The organism is Micromonospora sp. NPDC051925, from assembly GCF_044548625.1.
In the GTDB taxonomy this organism is placed as follows: Bacteria; Actinomycetota; Actinomycetes; order Mycobacteriales; family Micromonosporaceae; genus Micromonospora.
On sequence record NZ_JBIUCH010000001.1, the window covers coordinates 414,692 to 430,404 of the forward strand.

General features: G+C 73.9%; 17 protein-coding genes and 1 riboswitch. Of the genes, 12 read left to right on the forward strand and 5 right to left on the reverse strand.

What is annotated here, in order from left to right:
• Positions 1–2 precede the first annotated feature (2 nt).
• Together ACIG87_RS01825 and ACIG87_RS01830 are read left to right on the forward strand one after the other, a co-directional pair.
• Entirely contained in the window at positions 3–605 is a 603-nt protein-coding gene (locus ACIG87_RS01825) for a polysaccharide deacetylase family protein (protein WP_396847201.1), read from the forward strand.
• Positions 606–873: 268 nt separating this feature from the next.
• Complete coding sequence (locus ACIG87_RS01830) at positions 874–1,305, forward strand: hypothetical protein (protein ID WP_396847203.1); 432 nt, start codon at positions 874–876, stop codon at positions 1,303–1,305.
• A 143-nt stretch (positions 1,306–1,448) separates the two neighbouring features.
• Here ACIG87_RS01830 and ACIG87_RS01835 read toward each other — a convergent pair whose 3' ends face one another.
• Positions 1,449–2,405 (reverse strand): DMT family transporter, encoded by a 957-nt coding sequence (locus ACIG87_RS01835; RefSeq protein ID WP_396847204.1) that lies wholly within the window; start codon positions 2,403–2,405, stop codon positions 1,449–1,451.
• Here ACIG87_RS01835 and ACIG87_RS01840 point away from each other — a divergent pair.
• Positions 2,404–3,798 carry a PLP-dependent aminotransferase family protein gene (locus ACIG87_RS01840; protein ID WP_396847206.1) on the forward strand — a complete coding sequence of 465 codons (1,395 nt, stop codon included), beginning with the start codon at positions 2,404–2,406 and terminating at the stop codon, positions 3,796–3,798. The two genes, ACIG87_RS01835 and ACIG87_RS01840, sit on opposite strands and share 2 nt — an antisense overlap.
• A gap of 98 nt (positions 3,799–3,896) precedes the next feature.
• Here ACIG87_RS01840 and pdxY read toward each other — a convergent pair whose 3' ends face one another.
• Together pdxY and ACIG87_RS01850 are read right to left on the reverse strand one after the other, a co-directional pair.
• A complete protein-coding gene (gene pdxY, locus ACIG87_RS01845) occupies positions 3,897–4,748 on the reverse strand; it encodes a pyridoxal kinase PdxY (RefSeq protein WP_396847208.1) in 852 nt (283 codons plus the stop codon).
• Between the two features lie 60 nt (positions 4,749–4,808).
• Positions 4,809–6,704 carry a copper resistance protein CopC gene (locus ACIG87_RS01850; protein ID WP_396847210.1) on the reverse strand — a complete coding sequence of 632 codons (1,896 nt, stop codon included), beginning with the start codon at positions 6,702–6,704 and terminating at the stop codon, positions 4,809–4,811.
• A 322-nt stretch (positions 6,705–7,026) separates the two neighbouring features.
• On the opposite strand from ACIG87_RS01850, the gene ACIG87_RS01855 reads away from it, so the two are divergent.
• The 6 genes from ACIG87_RS01855 (at position 7,027) to ACIG87_RS01880 (ending at position 12,729) form a co-directional block, all read left to right on the forward strand.
• Entirely contained in the window at positions 7,027–7,596 is a 570-nt protein-coding gene (locus tag ACIG87_RS01855; RefSeq protein WP_396847212.1) for a sigma-70 family RNA polymerase sigma factor, read from the forward strand.
• Between the two features lie 77 nt (positions 7,597–7,673).
• Positions 7,674–8,459 (forward strand): zf-HC2 domain-containing protein, encoded by a 786-nt coding sequence (locus ACIG87_RS01860; RefSeq protein ID WP_396847214.1) that lies wholly within the window; start codon positions 7,674–7,676, stop codon positions 8,457–8,459.
• Between the two features lie 108 nt (positions 8,460–8,567).
• Positions 8,568–9,173 carry a copper chaperone PCu(A)C gene (locus ACIG87_RS01865; protein WP_396847216.1) on the forward strand — a complete coding sequence of 202 codons (606 nt, stop codon included), beginning with the start codon at positions 8,568–8,570 and terminating at the stop codon, positions 9,171–9,173.
• A gap of 23 nt (positions 9,174–9,196) precedes the next feature.
• On the forward strand, positions 9,197–10,408 hold the full coding sequence (locus tag ACIG87_RS01870; protein WP_396847218.1) for a Dyp-type peroxidase: 1,212 nt from the start codon (positions 9,197–9,199) through the stop codon (positions 10,406–10,408).
• The gene (locus tag ACIG87_RS01875) at positions 10,405–10,998 is read left to right on the forward strand and encodes a copper resistance protein CopC (RefSeq protein WP_396847219.1); all 594 of its coding nucleotides are present in this window, start codon (positions 10,405–10,407) and stop codon (positions 10,996–10,998) included. Before ACIG87_RS01870 ends, ACIG87_RS01875 begins: the two co-directional genes overlap by 4 nt.
• Before the next feature lie 258 nt (positions 10,999–11,256).
• The gene (locus ACIG87_RS01880; protein WP_396847221.1) at positions 11,257–12,729 is read left to right on the forward strand and encodes a PepSY-associated TM helix domain-containing protein; all 1,473 of its coding nucleotides are present in this window, start codon (positions 11,257–11,259) and stop codon (positions 12,727–12,729) included.
• A 46-nt stretch (positions 12,730–12,775) separates the two neighbouring features.
• Here ACIG87_RS01880 and ACIG87_RS01885 read toward each other — a convergent pair whose 3' ends face one another.
• Positions 12,776–13,036, reverse strand: coding sequence for a superoxide dismutase (locus ACIG87_RS01885; protein WP_396847223.1), 261 nt, complete (start codon positions 13,034–13,036; stop codon positions 12,776–12,778).
• A 3-nt stretch (positions 13,037–13,039) separates the two neighbouring features.
• The gene (locus ACIG87_RS01890; RefSeq protein WP_396847225.1) at positions 13,040–13,654 is read right to left on the reverse strand and encodes a superoxide dismutase; all 615 of its coding nucleotides are present in this window, start codon (positions 13,652–13,654) and stop codon (positions 13,040–13,042) included.
• A 220-nt stretch (positions 13,655–13,874) separates the two neighbouring features.
• A riboswitch (cobalamin riboswitch) is annotated at positions 13,875–13,943 on the forward strand.
• 60 nt (positions 13,944–14,003) lie between these two features.
• Here ACIG87_RS01890 and ACIG87_RS01895 point away from each other — a divergent pair.
• Genes ACIG87_RS01895 through ACIG87_RS01905 form a run of 3 tightly spaced genes read left to right on the forward strand, consistent with a single transcriptional unit; the run spans position 14,004 to position 15,639 of the window.
• Positions 14,004–14,207 (forward strand): CbtB-domain containing protein, encoded by a 204-nt coding sequence (locus ACIG87_RS01895; RefSeq protein ID WP_396847227.1) that lies wholly within the window; start codon positions 14,004–14,006, stop codon positions 14,205–14,207.
• The gene (locus ACIG87_RS01900) at positions 14,198–15,007 is read left to right on the forward strand and encodes a CbtA family protein (RefSeq protein WP_396847228.1); all 810 of its coding nucleotides are present in this window, start codon (positions 14,198–14,200) and stop codon (positions 15,005–15,007) included. Before ACIG87_RS01895 ends, ACIG87_RS01900 begins: the two co-directional genes overlap by 10 nt.
• Positions 15,004–15,639: a histidine phosphatase family protein gene (locus ACIG87_RS01905; protein WP_396847230.1), complete on the forward strand. Its 636-nt coding sequence runs from the start codon at positions 15,004–15,006 to the stop codon at positions 15,637–15,639. Before ACIG87_RS01900 ends, ACIG87_RS01905 begins: the two co-directional genes overlap by 4 nt.
• Positions 15,640–15,713: the final 74 nt, after the last annotated feature.

The following is a 15,713-nucleotide window of genomic DNA, read 5'->3' on the forward strand; positions in this document are numbered from 1 at the left end:
CGGTGAGCGCCGACATCGTCGACACGGCCCGGGGCGGCGGCCGGGCGGTCAGTCTCACCTTCGACGACGGCCCGAACCCCACCGACACGCTGCGCCTGCTCACCGTCCTGCGGCGGCACCGGATCGCGGCCGTGTTCTTCCTCTGCGGTGAACAGGTCGAGGCCCACCCCGAGGTGGTCCGTCGGATCGTGGCCAACGGTCACAGCCTGGGCAACCACAGCATGCGACACGACGACATGACCTCCTGGCCGCCGGATCGGATCGCGGCGGACCTGCGGGAGACCAACGAGGTCATCCGTCGCGCCGTGCCGCTCGCCAGGATCCGGTACTTCCGCGCCCCCTACGGGGCCTGGGGAGCGACCCCCGCCGTGGCCGCGTCCCTGGGCATGCAGCCGCTCGGCTGGCGGCTGGCCGTCGGGGACTGGGAGCCACCCGGCACCGACGAGCTCGTCCGCCGGCTGCTCGACGGGGTCACCCCCGGCGCGGTGGTGCTGATGCACGACGGCGGCGGGGACCGCAGCCAGAGCGTCGACGCGGTGGACCGGATCGCCCCGGTGCTGCGGGCACGGCGCTGGCGGTTCACCCTGCCCCACCGGCAGGTCTGACCGGCCGGACCGGTCCTGGCGGGCGGCGCTCCGGTCCACCGGGGTGGCCACCGGCAGCACGTTGCCAGGTCGGGGTGCCGCCGCGTCCACGGGCGTGACGCGGCGGCACCCCGACGCCGAACAGGCTACGGCGGGGGTGCACCTGGCTGCTCCCACCCCCGCCCGCGCCCCGCTCGGTGCGGGCCGTAGTGGTGGGGCGTGCCAGGATGTGGCGGTGTCGTATCCCCCTCAGCCGTCATACCCGCCCGGTCCCGGCGCCGTCACGCCGATGATCGCCTACCCCCATCCGATTCCGCCGCCTCCGGGGCACGCGGTGCTGGCCGTCTCGGTCAACCGGGGGCCGTACCTGGTGCCCGCCCCGACCACCAGCAGGTTCAAGGTCGACGGTCGGTTGGTGGCGATCCCCGGCGAGGGCACCTGGTACGTGGCCGTCCCGGCCGGACCGCGCGACGTGCGCTACACCGACTTCATGGGCATCCCCGTCATCACCACCGCGCTCGTCGCCCATCCCGGGGTCGTGCACCCCCTGTCGTTCCGCTTCGGTGGCTGGCGCAACCGGGTCCACGACGGGCACGGCACCGACGTGACGAGGTTCGGCATGTGGTCGAACTACAGCATCCTGCTGGTCACGCTGGCCGTGGTGGGGGTGCTCTGCTGCGGTGGCTTCGGACTCGTCGCCGGGTTCTCCACCTCCCCCTGACCGTTGTCGCCACCGGGCCGCCGGGGTCGGCCGGTGGCCGATCCGGCAGCCCGGGGGGCGTCGCCACCGGTGCCCCACGCCCGGACCGGCGGCAGCCGCGTGGCCGAGCGCCCGATCGGGGCCCGTGGTGGACCCGCCACCGGCTACCCACGCGCGGGATCACGATCCGGGCGCGGGCCCGGCGCGGGTGTCCGGTCGCGGGTGCGCTGGATCAGCACGACGCTCGCCAGCACCAGCAGGGCCGCGCCGATCGAGGCCGCCGGGATGCTCTCGCCGAGCAGCAGCGCCGACCAGAGCAGGGTGAGCACCGGCTGGGCGAGCTGGAGCTGACCGACCCGGGCGACACCGCCTCGGGCCAGGCCCGCGTACCAGGCGAAGAAGCCCAGGAACATGGAGACCACGGTCAGGTAGCCGTACGCCGACCAGGCACGGGTGTCGGCGTACGGCGGGTGGGCCACGGCGGCGACGAGCGTGGCCGCACCGGTGACCGGCAGGGCGTACAGCAGCGCCCAGCAGATCGTCCGGGCACCGCCCAGCTCGCGGGCGAGCGCGCCGCCCTCGGCGTACCCCAGGCCGCAGAGCACGACCGCCGCGAGCAGGAACAGGTCCGACGGGGCGAGCGCACCGCGCACCGCGCCGCCAGCACTGAGGAAGACCAGCACCGCCAGCAGCCCGCCGACGCTGGCGATCCAGAACAGCGGCGGCGGGTGTTCCCCGCTCCGCAGCACCGCGAACACGGCCGTCATGGCCGGCAGCACGGTGATGACGACCGCACCGTGCGCGGCGGTCTGGTCGGTGAGCGCCAGCGAGGTGAACAGCGGGAAGCCGACCACCACGCCGAGGGCGACGATCGACAGCCGCCGCCGCTGGGCGGGGGTGGGCCGTGGCGCACCGGTGAGACGCAGGTACGCCCAGGCCAGCAGTGCCGCGCCGACGGCCCGACCGAAGGCGACGAACCAGGGGTCGAGCTGCTGGACCGCGACGCGGGTGGCCGGCAGCGACATGCTGAAGGCACCCACGCCCAGCGCGCCGAGGGCGAGGCCGGTCAGCCGGTCGGTTGTTACCGTGGCCGACGCAGTAGCGCTACTCTTGTCTCTCATGGATGACGGTAACGCAGCCGATCGCGTTATCCAAGATCTGCGCCGGTCGGTGGCCGGCGCAGATCCGGGATCCCGCCTGCCGTCGGTCCGTGAGTTGACCGCCCGGCATCACGCCTCCCCGGTCACCGTCGCCGCGGCCGTCCGGCACCTGGTGGCCGAGGGGCTGATCGAGGCGCGGGCCGGGCGGGGCACCTTCGTGGCCGCCTCGCCCCGGCAACAGCGTGTCGCCGACCTGTCCTGGCAGACCGTGGCGCTCGGCCCCCGACGCCCCGGCGAGGACGAGATGCAGGCGCTGCTGGCGCTGCCGCCCGCAGGTGCGATCCCGCTGTCCGGCGGCTACCTGGACGAGGATCTCCAGCCCGCTGCCGCGCTCGGCGCCGCGCTCACCCGCGCCGCCCGACAACCCGCGTCCTGGCAGCGTGGCCCGGCGCACGGTCGGGCGGATCTGCGTGCCTGGTTCGCCCGGGAGGCCGGGGCCGGGCTGCGCGCCGAGGACATGGTGATCTGCTCGGGCGGGCAGGCCGCCCTGTCGTCCACGCTGCGGGCGCTCGCCGCGCCCGGCGACACCCTGCTCGTCGAGTCGCCGACCTACCTGGGCGCGCTGGCCGCCGCCCGGGCCGCCGGCCTGCGGGTGGTGCCGGTGCCCACCGACCCCGACGGGGTACGACCCGACCAGCTCGCCCGCGCTTTCGCCCGTACCGACGCCCGGCTGTTCTACTGCCAGCCGCTGTACGCCAACCCGCACGGCGCGACGCTCGCGGAGCACCGCCGGGCCCGGGTGGCCGAGGCGGTACGCGACGCCGGAGCGTTCCTGATCGAGGACGACTACGCCCGTGACCTCACCATCGACGGACCGACCCCGCCTCCGTTGGCCGCCGACGACCCCGACGGACACGTCATCTATCTGCGTTCACTGACCAAGTCCGCCGCCCCCGGGCTGCGGATCGCCGCGATCGGCGCACGTGGCCCGGCCGGCGTCCGACTGCGGGCGGCCCGGCTGCTCGACGACTTCTTCGTCGCCGGGCCGCTGCAACAGGCCACGATGGAGTTCGTCACCGCCCCGGCCTGGGAGCGGCACCGGCGTGCCCTGTGCACCGCGCTGCGCGCCCGCCGCGAGGCGTTGCTGACCGCCCTCCGCCGGCACCTGCCCGACCTCGTCGGGCCGGCGGTCCCGCGCGGCGGCCTGCACCTCTGGGTCCGCCTGCCGGAGGGGGCCGACGACGTCGCGGTGGCCGCCGCCGCAGCCGCCGCCGGTGTCATCGTCTTCCCCGGCCGACCCTGGTACGCCGCCGAACCCCCGGCCCCGCACCTGCGCCTGAGCTACGCGTCGGCCCCGGCCGACCTGATGGACGAGGGCGTACGCCGGCTCGCCCGCGCCCTGCGACCCGGCTGAGCGGATCCGGGCCCCCGGCGAGGATCTTCGTCAGCTGACCGGTCGACAGCCGGTCACCAACCTCGGCGCTCGTCGACCTCACCACCGACACACAGCGGTCAGCGCAACTGCCGGGCGGTGAACCTGGCCGGTGGATCGGCGATCGCGTCCTGGGCCGCGATCAGCTGGATCTCCCGGGTGCCCGCCGCGAGGGTCCGCTCCAGCACGGTGAAGACCGAGGCGATGGTGCGTTCCAGCGCCGTCGCGGGCGAGCCCGTCGTCCACAGGTGCGCGAGGTAGAGCGCGGCGGTGACGTCGCCACCACCGTTCGGGTTGATCGGCAGCAGCGGCGTGGTCACCGCCCAGGCGCCCTCGTCCGAGACGGCCACCACCTCCAGCGAGCCGGTCGGCACCTCGCCGTGCAGCACGCTGGTGACCAGGACGTGTCGTGGCCCGGTCGCCCGCACCACGTCGACGGCGTCCAGCACCCCGGTCAGCGAGGTGGTCGTCCGGCCGGCGAGGAAGTCCAGTTCGAAGTGGTTCGGGGTGATGATGTCGGCGCGCGGGACCACCACGTCCCGCAGGTACTCCGGGATGCCCGGCCGGACGAACATCCCCCGGCCGGTGTCGCCCATCACCGGGTCGCAGCAGTACACCGCGCCGGGGTTGACCGACTTGATCCGGTCCACCGCGTCGAGGATCACCGCGCCCATCGCCGGGTCGCCCTGGTATCCCGACAGCACCGCGTCGGCGCTGCCGAGCACCCCACGGTCCGCGATGCCCTCGATCACCTCCGCCACGTCGGCCGGGGCCAGCAACGGCCCGCGCCACGCGCCGTACCCGGTGTGGTTGGAGAAGTGCACGGTCAGCACCGGCCAGACCTCGTGCCCGAGCCGCTGGAGCGGGAACACGGCCGCCGAGTTGCCGACATGGCCGTAGGCGACCGAGGACTGGATGGACAGGATCTTCACCGGCTCATCATGGCGGCTCCCACCGACGCCACGGGTACGGGCCCGCCGATTCGTCGTCCCTCAGGGCAGGTCGAGCGTGTACTGCGCGGTGTGCACCTTCCCGTCGACCTGGAAATCGAAGAACGCCCGGTACCGGCCCGCGCTCGGGGCCGTCAGCCAGAACCGGACCGTCCCGTCCACCAGTTCCTGCTCCGGGTGGACGTGCACGTAGCCGAGGTCGCCCTCCCGCACCACGACCAGGTGCCCGTACGCCCCCAGGTAGCGCTCCAGACGCGCCGGCTCGACGCCGTCGAGCCGGAAGGACAGCGGCACCGTCACGCCCACCGTGGGCGTGCCGCCCATCGTCACCGTGAACGGCCCGCCCGTCGCCTGCGGCTGTGCCGGCGGCAGCGGGGCCGGGGTGTGCGCGCCGGGGACCTGATGGTCGACGCCCAGGACCAGCGGCAACGCGGTGCCGTCGGGCCCGGTCACCGAGAAGTCGGCGTAGATGCGGTAGCCGCCGGGCCGGGCCAGCGTCAGCGGGACGCTCCAGGTGCCGTCCGCCTCCATCGTGGGATGCAGATGCTGGTAACCGCTCAGGTCGCGACCCACCACGACCATGTGCAACTGCTTGTCGTGGACGACCGCGAAGCGGGTCGCCGGTTGCCCGTCGGTCCCGACGATCCGGAACCGGTAGTCCGCCTGTGCACCCGCCGGCTGGGTACGGGCCACCGGCTGCAGGGTGTAGCCACCGGAGTTGACCGACAGCCCGGTCACCTGCGCCTGCGCCTGTGCCGCGCCGCCGTCCCCGGGATGGGTGTGCGCCCCGGTGCCGGGACCGTGCTGGTGCCCGTCCCCCGCCGACACCGCCGAACCGGTGGCCGGCGGCGCTGCGGCGACGCCGTCGCCGGACGGCGTGCCGCGGCCGAGCCGGCCGAGCCCGAACCCCGCCAACAGGGCCACCACCAACCCCCCGACGAGCAGCGCGAGAGCCGTGTTGTTCAGCCGGGCTCCGGGAGTCGGTGCCGCCTCCTCCGCGGGGGGTGCCGCCACCGGGTCGAGGAGCACCGCACGGGCGGCGGTGGCGGCACGAGTCACGCCCTGACGACCGGCCGCCGCCTTCGGCCGTGCGGTGCGGGCACCCGCGCCGCGCCGAGGAGCCGTCCCCGGGACGCGGGACCGCCCACCGGACCGGGCGGTGGGCCGGCCGGCCGGAACCGGGCGGCGACGCCAGCTCGCGAAGCCGACCGCCGCCACGACCACCACCGCACCACCGGTCCACGCCAGCCAACCGAGACCACCGTCGTCGTCCGAGGTGGCGGCCGACGGGGAAGCCGCAGCGACGGCTGCCGACGGCGACGGGGGCACCGTGGACGCGGCCGGCCCGCCCGACGCCGGACCCGCGGTGTGGCCGGACGTCGCGTGCTGCTCGGCGGCGGCCACCAGCGCCGGGTCCGGCTGGTCGACCGGTGGACGCCAGCCCTGCGGCGCTGCGGTCGCCCGCCCGGTGTACCGGAAGGTCATCGTCCCCCGCACCGGCTCACCGTCGGAGGCCACCGACAGGTAGCTCACCGCGTACTGCCCCGCCGCCGGCAGGTGGGTGAGCGTCACCACCGCCGGGAACCCCGTGGTGTACTCCTTCGGCTCGAACTTCCCGTTGACCAGCAGGTACTCCCGTACCGGCTTGTCCAGTGGCCGGGGCGAGCCCTGCCGCCAGCCGCCGTCGACCCGACCACCCCCGGGCCCGGTGATGGTGAAGTACGCGTTGGCGGCGACCTGCTCGGTGAAGTACAGCTCCACCGCCGTCGGCGGCTCGGTCACCGTGGCACCGGAGGCCGGGGTGGACATCGCCAGCGTGCCGTGCGCCTCCGCCGGCCGGGAAGAGGTGAGCAGGACGACCGCTGAGGCGAGCGCGAACGCGAGGAGGCCCGCGAGGGCACGCCCGGCGGGTCCGGGGGCCGGAGGGAGAGAACGCATCGGATCATCCTCACGAAGACCGGACTTCAAGCAATAGTTCACTAACTTTTTACGCAGATAGCAAAAGTTTTGGCTACGCCGACCCAATCTCAAGCCGAGGTGATCAAAACTCACCCGCGACTCCGGCACCCTGCCGAACACCAGCGGTGACGCCCCTCGGCCGAGGCCGGAGTGATCCGCCGGCGGCTTCCGCCCGTACCAGTGGACGAGGGTGACGCCAGGTATGCCGTACGCTCACGCGGGACCTACTACACCCCGTCGTTAACGCTGGCGGGCGGTGGTGGACCATGGCGGCCGGCAGAACCGGACACGGAGGTGGCAGGTGACCGACGACGACGCGGAGATCACCGCGTGGGCGCTGGCCGCGGGTCGGGGTGACCGGGACGCCGCAGCCCGGTTCATCCGGGCGACCCAGCAGCACGTACGACGGTTCGTCGCCCACCTGATCAGCCCGGCCGAGGCCGACGACCTCACCCAGGAGACGTACCTGCGGGCGATGCGGTCGCTGCCGTCGTTCGCCGCCCGTTCGTCGGCCCGGACCTGGCTGCTCGGCATCGCCCGGCGCACCGCCGTCGACCACGTACGAACCGCCACGTCGAGGCCACGAACGGTGCCGTTGTCCGAGTGGCACGATGCGCCGGACGCCCAGCGCAGCGGCTTCGACGGTGAGGTGGTCCTCAACGACCTCCTGCTGGCCCTGCCCGCCGATCGTCGGGAGGCGTTCGTCGCCACCCAGGTCCTCGGTCTGTCCTACGCCGAGGCGGCCGAGGTGTGCGGGTGCCCGGTCGGCACCATCCGGTCCCGGGTCGCACGGGCCCGCGAGGATCTGGTCGTCGCGGTCAACGGCGACCCCCGGTCGATCCGACGCAAACCGGGAAGCGCCGCCGGCTGACCGGTGACCTGGGCCGTGACGGCAGCTCGGGAGATGCCGCAGGGAACCATGACGCCCTGCGGGCCGACTACCGGTACATGGGGTGTGAGCAGTGGCGTGAGATTCTGTCGGCGCAGCTGGACGGCGAGGAGACCCCCGCCGAGCGAATCGGGGCCGACGCCCACCTGGACGGGTGTGCGGGCTGCCGGGACTGGTGCGACCAGGCCGCGACGGTGACCCGGCGGTCCCGCCTGACGCTCTCCGCCCCCGGTCCCGACCGGCCCCACCTGACGGTCGCCGCACCCCGTGCCGACCTCTCCGACGTCGTCCTGGCAGCCCTGCCCGCGCCCCGGCGGCTCCGGGACCGGCTCGTGCTGACCCTGCGCACCGGGCTGGCCCTCATCGGCGCCCTGCAACTGGTGCTGGGGCTGGCCCAGGTCGGCCGAGGCCCGGCCGGTGGCCACACCCATGCCGCGCTCGACACGCTGACCTCCGGGCACCTGTGGCACGAGTCCGCCGCGTGGAACATCGCCGTCGGCGCGGGCTTCCTCTTCGTGGCGGCCCGGCGCACCCCGACCAGCGGGCTCCTGCCCACCCTGAGCGCCTTCGTCGGGGCGCTCGTGCTGCTCTCGGCCAACGATCTGGTGACCGGCCGGGTCGAGCCGACCCGGCTGGTCAGCCACGGCTTCCTGCTCACCGGCTACCTGATCGTGGTCGCTCTGTCCCGACCCCGGCTGCGACCGGACGGTCCGGCGGGGCGCGGTCACCACGACCGTCCCGCCTGGCGGCTGCCCGCGAGCGACGAACCCGCCACCGCACCGACGCTGCGCCTGCTGCCGCCGCACCCGGGTTCGGCGCGGGCCCGCGACCGGTCGGCGGCCTGACCGCCGACGCCCGGCCCGCCCTCCGGGACGTCGATTCCGACCGGCCGGAACTTTCGGCGACCGGGAACCGACCAACGGGACAGAGCCAGCACAACGGAGGAAGAACCCATGCGCCCCACCGGTCCACTCGGCCCGTACCGACGCTCGCCCGTCGTCCTTACCACCGCTGTCACGGTGCTGCTGGCGGTCGGCATCGCCGGCTGCGGTCCGGCCGGCACGTCGTCGAGCCCGCAATCGAGTGCCTCGGCCTCGGCGAGCACGGCTGCGGGGGTGGTCGGCATTCGGGACCCGTGGGTGAAGGCGGCCGACAAGGGCATGACGGCGGCCTTCGGCACCCTGGTCAACGACGGCGACACCGACGTGACGCTCACCGCCGTCGCCACGTCCGTGTCCGCGATGGAGCTGCACGAGATGACCATGAAGGACGGCAAGATGGTCATGCGGCAGAAGCAGGGTGGCATCGTGATCAAGGCGAAGAGCACCCACCCGCTGGAGCCCGGCGGCGACCACCTGATGCTGATGGACCTCAGCCAACCGGTGAAGGCCGGCGAAGAGTTGACCTTCACCCTCACCTTCGCCGACGGGCGGACCCAGCAGTTCACCGCCGTGGCCAAGCCGTTCACCGGCGCGCAGGAGAGCTACGCCCCCGGCCACGGCGAGCCCATGCCCGGGATGAGCGCCACGCCGACGACCAGCACGAGCCCGGCATCGTGACCGACACCCCGACCGTCCGGCCGGTGAGCAGGCGGGGACTGCTCACCGGCGGGGCACTGGCCGCCGGCGGGGCACTGGCCGGTGGCACCGTGATCGCCACCACGCAGGACGGACGGGTCGACGGACCGCCGACCGCCGCCGAGGCGAGTCCGGTGGCGGCCGTCGGGAGCCTGGTCGAGCCGTTCCACGGCCCCCGGCAGGCCGGGGTGGCCACCGCACCACAGGCCCACGCGGCGTTCGTCGCGTTCACCCTGCGACCGGACACCGACCGGGCAGCGCTCAGCCGCCTGCTGCGGCTGCTCACCGACGACGCCGCCCGGCTCACCCAGGGCCGACCCGCGTTGGCCGACACCGAGGCGGAACTCGGGCTGCTGCCCGCCCGGCTCACCGTCACCTTCGGATTCGGGCCCGGCCTCTACCGGGCCGCCGGCCTCACCGACCGCCGACCGGCCTCGGTGGCCGACCTGCCGGCGTTCCGCATCGACCGGCTCCAACCGGCCTGGTCCGGCGGGGACCTACTGGCACAGATCTGCGCCGACGACCCGGTCACCGTCGCCCACACCCAACGGGTGCTGATCAAGGACAGCCGACCCTTCGCCACCGTCCGCTGGGTCCAGCAGGGCTTCCGACGCAGCCCCGGCGTCGAACCCGACGGCCACACCCAACGCAACCTGTTCGGCCAACTCGACGGCACCGCCAACCCCCGCCCCGGCACCCCGTTGGACACCGCCGTCTGGGTGCCCGACGGCCCGCCCTGGCTACGCGACAGCACCACCCTGGTGGTACGCCGGATCAGCATGAACCTGGAGACCTGGGACCTGCTCGGCCGCACCGACCGCGAACTCGCCGTCGGCCGCCGCCTCGACACCGGCGCCCCGCTCACCGGCACCGCCGAACACGACGAACCCGACTTCGCCGCCGTCGGCGACGACGGCCTCACCGTCATCCCCGACTTCTCCCACCTCACCCGGGCGCACGTCACCGACGACCGGCAGAAGATCCTCCGCCGGCCCTACAACTACGACGGTGCGCCCACCGCGGAAGGGCACGCCGACAGCGGGCTGATCTTCGCCTCCTACCAGGCCGACATCACCCGGCAGTTCCTACCCATCCAGCGCCGACTCGCCGACCGGGACCTGCTCAACGAGTGGACCACCCCGGTCGGGTCCGCCGTCTTCGCCATCCCACCCGGCTGCCCACCCGACGGCTGGATCGGCCAGCAACTGCTCGGATGAGCCATCTCCACCGGAGCGTCATGATCGCGTCGCCGTCCCGCCCCGCCGTCGTCCGGCTCGCCGCCGCGCTGCTGGCCGCCGTGCTGGCGCTGCTCGTCGCCGCCACCCCGGCCTGGGCACACAACACCCTCCGATCCGCCTCGCCGGCCCGGGAGGCGACGCTGACCCGGGCACCCACCGAGGTGGTGCTCGAATTCATGGCACGACTCGACCCCACCTTCACCACCATCGTGCTCACCGACGGGGCCAAGCGGCGCATCCCCACCGGCGAGCCGGTGGTCAGCGGGGCGAAGAGCACGGTCCAGGTGACCGACGCCCTGCCCAACGGCACGTACACGGTCGCCTACCGGGTGGTCTCCGCCGACGGGCACCCGGTGCAGGGGTCGTACCCGTTCACCGTGGCCGACCCCACCGCCGACGCCGCGCCGACCGGCGACCCCGCAACCGCGTCGGCCCGGCCGGCCCCTCCGGCGGCAACGGACGCCGATGGTGGCCTGGGCACCACCATCGGCGTCGCCGGCAGCACGGTGGTCGTCCTGGCGGTGGCCGCGGGCGCGCTGCGGTGGCGACGCCGGTCGACCCACCGCTGAGGCCGGGCCCCGCCCGCACGTCGGCACGGTCCGATGTCGACTCCCTGACCCGCCGCGAGCCGTGCGGACCACCACCGGTGGGAATCACCGACGCGCCCTTTCGGCGTGGCGGCCCCGTCCGGACATTCCCGGGAACCGTCGGGGCGCTCGCTCCGACTACCTCACCGGGCGACCGCGACACCACGATCCCAGGCCGACCCGCCCGCGAGCACGGGGAACGACCATCGGGTGCATCCCGACGATTCCGATCGGAAGAACATGTCTGTCACCGAGTTGTCCGGCCCGTCGACGCCGGAGCCAGCGCCACCCGCCGCGCCACCCGCCCGGTCGGCCCGCCGCACCTCGCCGTTCGGCGCGCTGCTGCTCCGCCTGCACTTCTACGCCGGCATCCTCGTCGCGCCGTTCCTGGTGGTCGCCGCCCTGACCGGGCTCGCCTACACGGTCACCCCGCAGCTGGACGGCGTGCTCTACGGCGACCAACTGACCGTCGCCCAGGTCGGCGAACGGCCGCTACCCCTGGCCGACCAGATCGGGGCCGCCCGCAACGCCCACCCCGACGGCAGTGTCGCCAGCGTGCAACCCGGCGACGGCGACCAGAGCACCCGGGTGGTGTTCGCCCTACCGGAACTCGGCGAGAAGCAACACACCGTCTACATCGACCCGTACACCGCGCAGGTCAAGGGACAGCTGACCACCTGGTTCGGCTCCACGCCCGCCACCACCTGGCTCGACGACCTGCACCGCAACCTGCACCTGGGCGCGGTCGGCCGACACTACTCCGAACTCGCCGCGAGCTGGCTGTGGGTCCTCGCGCTCGGCGGGGTCATCCTGTGGTGGCGGCGGCGCAGCACCTCCCGGGCCACCGCCCGGCATCTGCTCGTACCCGACCTGTCCGCCGGCAAGGGGGTCCGCCGTACCCGGGGCTGGCACGCCACCACCGGCATCTGGCTCGCCGTCGGCCTCCTGTTCCTTTCGGCGACCGGGCTGACCTGGTCCCGCTACGCCGGGGCGAACTTCGGTACCGGCCTCGACGCGCTCGACGCCCGCACCCCGGAGATCTCCACCAGCCTCACCGCCGTTCCGGCGGGCCCGGCCGAGACCGGCAGCGGCCACCACGACGCTGCCGGAGGAGGCGGGGTGGTCGAGTCGGCAGCCTTCGACCGGGTACTGGCAGCCGCCCGTACCGCCGGCCTCTCCGGCCCGGTCGAGATCGCCCCCGCGCAGGAGCCCGGCTCGGCCTGGACCGTCGCACAGGTCGACAACACCTGGCCGGTCGCCAAGGACCGGGTCGCCGTCGACCCGAGCGCCGGCACGATCACCGCCCGCAGCGACTTCGCCGACTGGCCCCTGCTGGCCAAACTCAGCGGCCTCGGCATCCAGGCCCACATGGGACTGCTCTTCGGCCCGGTCAACCAGATCCTGCTCGCCGCCCTCGCCCTCGGGCTGCTCTGCGTCGTCTTCTGGGGTTACCGGATGTGGTGGCAGCGCCGGCCCACCCGCGCCGGCCGCCGGGCCCTCGCCGGCACCCCGCCGGCCCGCGGCGGGGTACGGGGTCTGCCGCGGGGGGCGCTGCTGCTCGGCGTGCCGCTGACCGTGACGATCGGCTGGGCGATCCCCCTGTTCGGCCTCAGCCTGCTCGCCTTCCTCGTCGTCGACGTCGTGCTGGGCGCGGTGTCCCGACGGCGACGTCCCGCCACGGCCCCCACCTCACCGGCACCGGCCGGCAGCTGACCGGCCACCCGTCCGGGCCCCACCGGTGGTGGGGCCCGGCGGACGGTCAGACCGGCGGCGTCTGGGCGCCATCGGCCAGCAGCAGCGACAGCTCCCGCACCAGGTCGTTCACGGACTGCCCGCTCTGCGCGCCGACCAGGCCCAGGGCGAGGTCGGCGAGCAGGTAGAACCCGAGGGTGCGGTCCTGCTCGGAGCCGAACGCCGCCAGTAGCTTCTCCGCCCCGGCGAGATCACCGCGATGTCGGGCGGCGATGACTCCGGCGGCGCGTTGCACGATCTCCGCCGCAGCGGGGGTGATGTCGGTCATCCGTCATACCCGTGGGGTGGTGGCGCGGGCAGCGTCGAACCGAGCGGTGACGTCGGCCCAGTCGACCAGGTTCCACAGCCGGTCCACATAGTCCGGACGGACGTTTCGGTACTGCAGGTAGTAGGCGTGTTCCCAGGCGTCGAAGACCAGCAACGGCGTGCTGCCCTGACCGACGTTGCCGTGGTGGTCGTAGACCTGCTCGACGATCAACCGCCCGGCGAGGGGTTCCCACGCCAGGACGCCCCAGCCCGATCCCTGCACCCCCTTCGTCGCCGCGGACAACTGCCCGGCGAAGCCGTCGAACGAACCGAAGTGCTCCTCGATCGCCGCCGCCAGCTCGCCGTCGGGCCGGTCGCCGCCGTCCGGGGACAGGTTCTTCCAGAAGATCGAGTGCAGCACGTGCCCGGACAGGTTGAAGGCGAAGGTCTTCTCCAGGCCGACCAGACTGCCGAACGCGCCCTCGGCGCGCGCCTGCGCCAACTGCTCCAGCGCATCGTTGCTGCCCTTGACGTACGCGGCGTGGTGCTTGCCGTGGTGCAGCTCCAGGATCTCGCCGGACATGGCCGGTGCGAGAGCGCCGTAGTCGTAGGGGAGGTCGGGAAGGGTGTAGCCCGCCATCAGCTTCCTCCAACTCTAATGCCATCAGATTGCTATTGCCACTATCTTGCAACATGGTCGCGGGACGGCGCTCGCCGCCCCGACCGACCCGGACGCCCACGCGCCGGCCCGCCAACCGCTCCGGCGGTGGGGCCGCATCTCACATTCGGCGGTACGGCGATTGACCGGTCGGGGGTCGCGCCGCTACGGTCGATTCACTATCTGCGGCGTCGCGAGGTAAGCCGGTGTGATTCCGGCGCGGTCGCGCCACTGTGAGCAGTCCCGTCGTCGACGGGCCTGCGAGCCAGGACGCTCGGTCGTCCGCAGCCTTGCGATGGGGACGCGTCATCCCCGGGAAGGTTCGTGTCCCATGTCGAGTTCCACCCCCGCCCAGCCGCTGGTGCACCCCGCCGGGTCCGCCCGCCTGCTGTGGGCGGCCCTGGCCGTCGTCGGCGTACTCCTGCTGCTCACCTACCTGGTCGCGTTCGATCAGGGCGCAGTCTCCCGCAGCGGCATGTACCTGCACGAACTCATGCACGACGGCCGGCACCTGCTCGGTGTCCCGTGCCACTGACCACCACCCACACCCCACCCACCTTCCTCACCGTCCTGCTCCGCGGTCTGCTCGCCGGCCTCGTCGCCGGCCTGCTCGCGGGGGCGTTCGGCTACCTCGTCGGTGAACCGCGCATCGACGCGGCCATCGCGATCGAAGAGGCGGCCACCCACTCCGGGCCGGCGGTCGACGACGACCACCACGCGGAAGACCTGGTCGGCCGGGACGGCCAGCGGGTGGGGCTGTTCCTGGCCACCGGGCTGTTCGGGACCGCGATGGGTGGCCTGCTGGCGACCGCGTACGTGCTCCTGCGCCGTCGCCTGCGTACCGCGGACGACGGCCGGTCGGCGTTGCTGCTCGCCGGCGGCGCCCTGCTCGGCGCGGTGCTCGTGCCGTTCCTGAAGTATCCGGCCAACCCCCCGGCGGTCGGCAGCCCCGACACCATCGATCAGCGCACCGCCGCCTATCTGGCGCTGGTGGTGCTCGGCCTGGTGGCGGTCTGGGCCGGCGCACTCGGCTACCGGTCGGTCCGGGTCGCCGCGCCGACCTGGCAGCGGGCCGGCGCGGCGACCCTGGGATTCCTCCTGGTCACCGTCGTCGGCTACGTCGTCCTGCCGTCGTTCCAGGAGGTGCCGGACGATTTCCCCGCGACCCTGCTGTGGAACTTCCGGTTGGCCTCCCTCGGCACCCAGGTGGTGCTCTGGACCGCGATCGGTCTCCTGTTCAGTGCCCTGATGAGCCGGCGACCGGCAACCGACCGGCACTCCGGGGGCCGACCCGGTGCACCGACGGTCAGCACGGGGACCCCGGCCCACCCGTGACCACGACCAGCCTACGGCTGGTCGCCCATGCCCACACCGGCGCCCTGCGGCGGGCGGTGTTCGGCGCGGGTGACGACGACCTGGACGAGGGCGGCCGGCGAGCCGCCCTCGCCCTGACCGCCGGGCCCGACCGGCGCGGGCCACTGGGCACGGTGGACGTCTGCCTGACCAGCCCGGCGTCGGCGGCGGTGCAGACCGCGTACGCCATCGGACTGCACCCGACCGTCGACGCGGCGCTGGCCGACTGCGACTACGCCGGTTGGGCCGGGCAGAGCCTGGCGGACGTGGGCGCGCGTGAACCCGAGGCGCTACGGCAGTGGCAGGACGTCCCCGAGGCCGCGCCGCACGGCGGGGAGTCCCTCGCCGCACTGCGCGACCGCGTCGGGGGCTGGCTCGACACGCGGCTCGCCCCGGGTGTCCGGGTCGCCGCGGTGACCCACCCGATGGTGATCCGGGTGGCGATCGGACACGCGTTGCGACTCCCGATGGCCGCGCTGCCCCGACTGGACGTCGCGCCGCTGGCGGTGGTACGGCTCAGCCGGTACGGGTCACGGTGGCAACTCCAGTTCACCGCGCCCCAGGTCGGATCGGGTCCGGCGGACCGGATGCCGGGTGCTCCGGACCACGGATAGCGTGCCGCGCCGGCCCGGCTCCACCCCGTCCACCGCCGACGAGCGGATCCCACGGCTCGGTCGCCTGGAGATGC

Coding starts and splice junctions, on each gene's coding strand:
- ACIG87_RS01830 (WP_396847203.1), top strand. CDS start 874: ATGATCGCCTACCCCCATCCGATTCCGCCGCCTCCGGGGCACGCGGTG.
- ACIG87_RS01840 (WP_396847206.1), top strand. CDS start 2,404: ATGGATGACGGTAACGCAGCCGATCGCGTTATCCAAGATCTGCGCCGG.
- ACIG87_RS01835 (WP_396847204.1), bottom strand. CDS start 2,405: ATGAGAGACAAGAGTAGCGCTACTGCGTCGGCCACGGTAACAACCGAC.
- ACIG87_RS01850 (WP_396847210.1), bottom strand. CDS start 6,704: ATGCGTTCTCTCCCTCCGGCCCCCGGACCCGCCGGGCGTGCCCTCGCG.
- ACIG87_RS01860 (WP_396847214.1), top strand. CDS start 7,674: ATGGGGTGTGAGCAGTGGCGTGAGATTCTGTCGGCGCAGCTGGACGGC.
- ACIG87_RS01865 (WP_396847216.1), top strand. CDS start 8,568: ATGCGCCCCACCGGTCCACTCGGCCCGTACCGACGCTCGCCCGTCGTC.
- ACIG87_RS01875 (WP_396847219.1), top strand. CDS start 10,405: ATGAGCCATCTCCACCGGAGCGTCATGATCGCGTCGCCGTCCCGCCCC.
- ACIG87_RS01880 (WP_396847221.1), top strand. CDS start 11,257: ATGTCTGTCACCGAGTTGTCCGGCCCGTCGACGCCGGAGCCAGCGCCA.
- ACIG87_RS01885 (WP_396847223.1), bottom strand. CDS start 13,036: ATGACCGACATCACCCCCGCTGCGGCGGAGATCGTGCAACGCGCCGCC.
- ACIG87_RS01890 (WP_396847225.1), bottom strand. CDS start 13,654: ATGGCGGGCTACACCCTTCCCGACCTCCCCTACGACTACGGCGCTCTC.
- ACIG87_RS01895 (WP_396847227.1), top strand. CDS start 14,004: ATGTCGAGTTCCACCCCCGCCCAGCCGCTGGTGCACCCCGCCGGGTCC.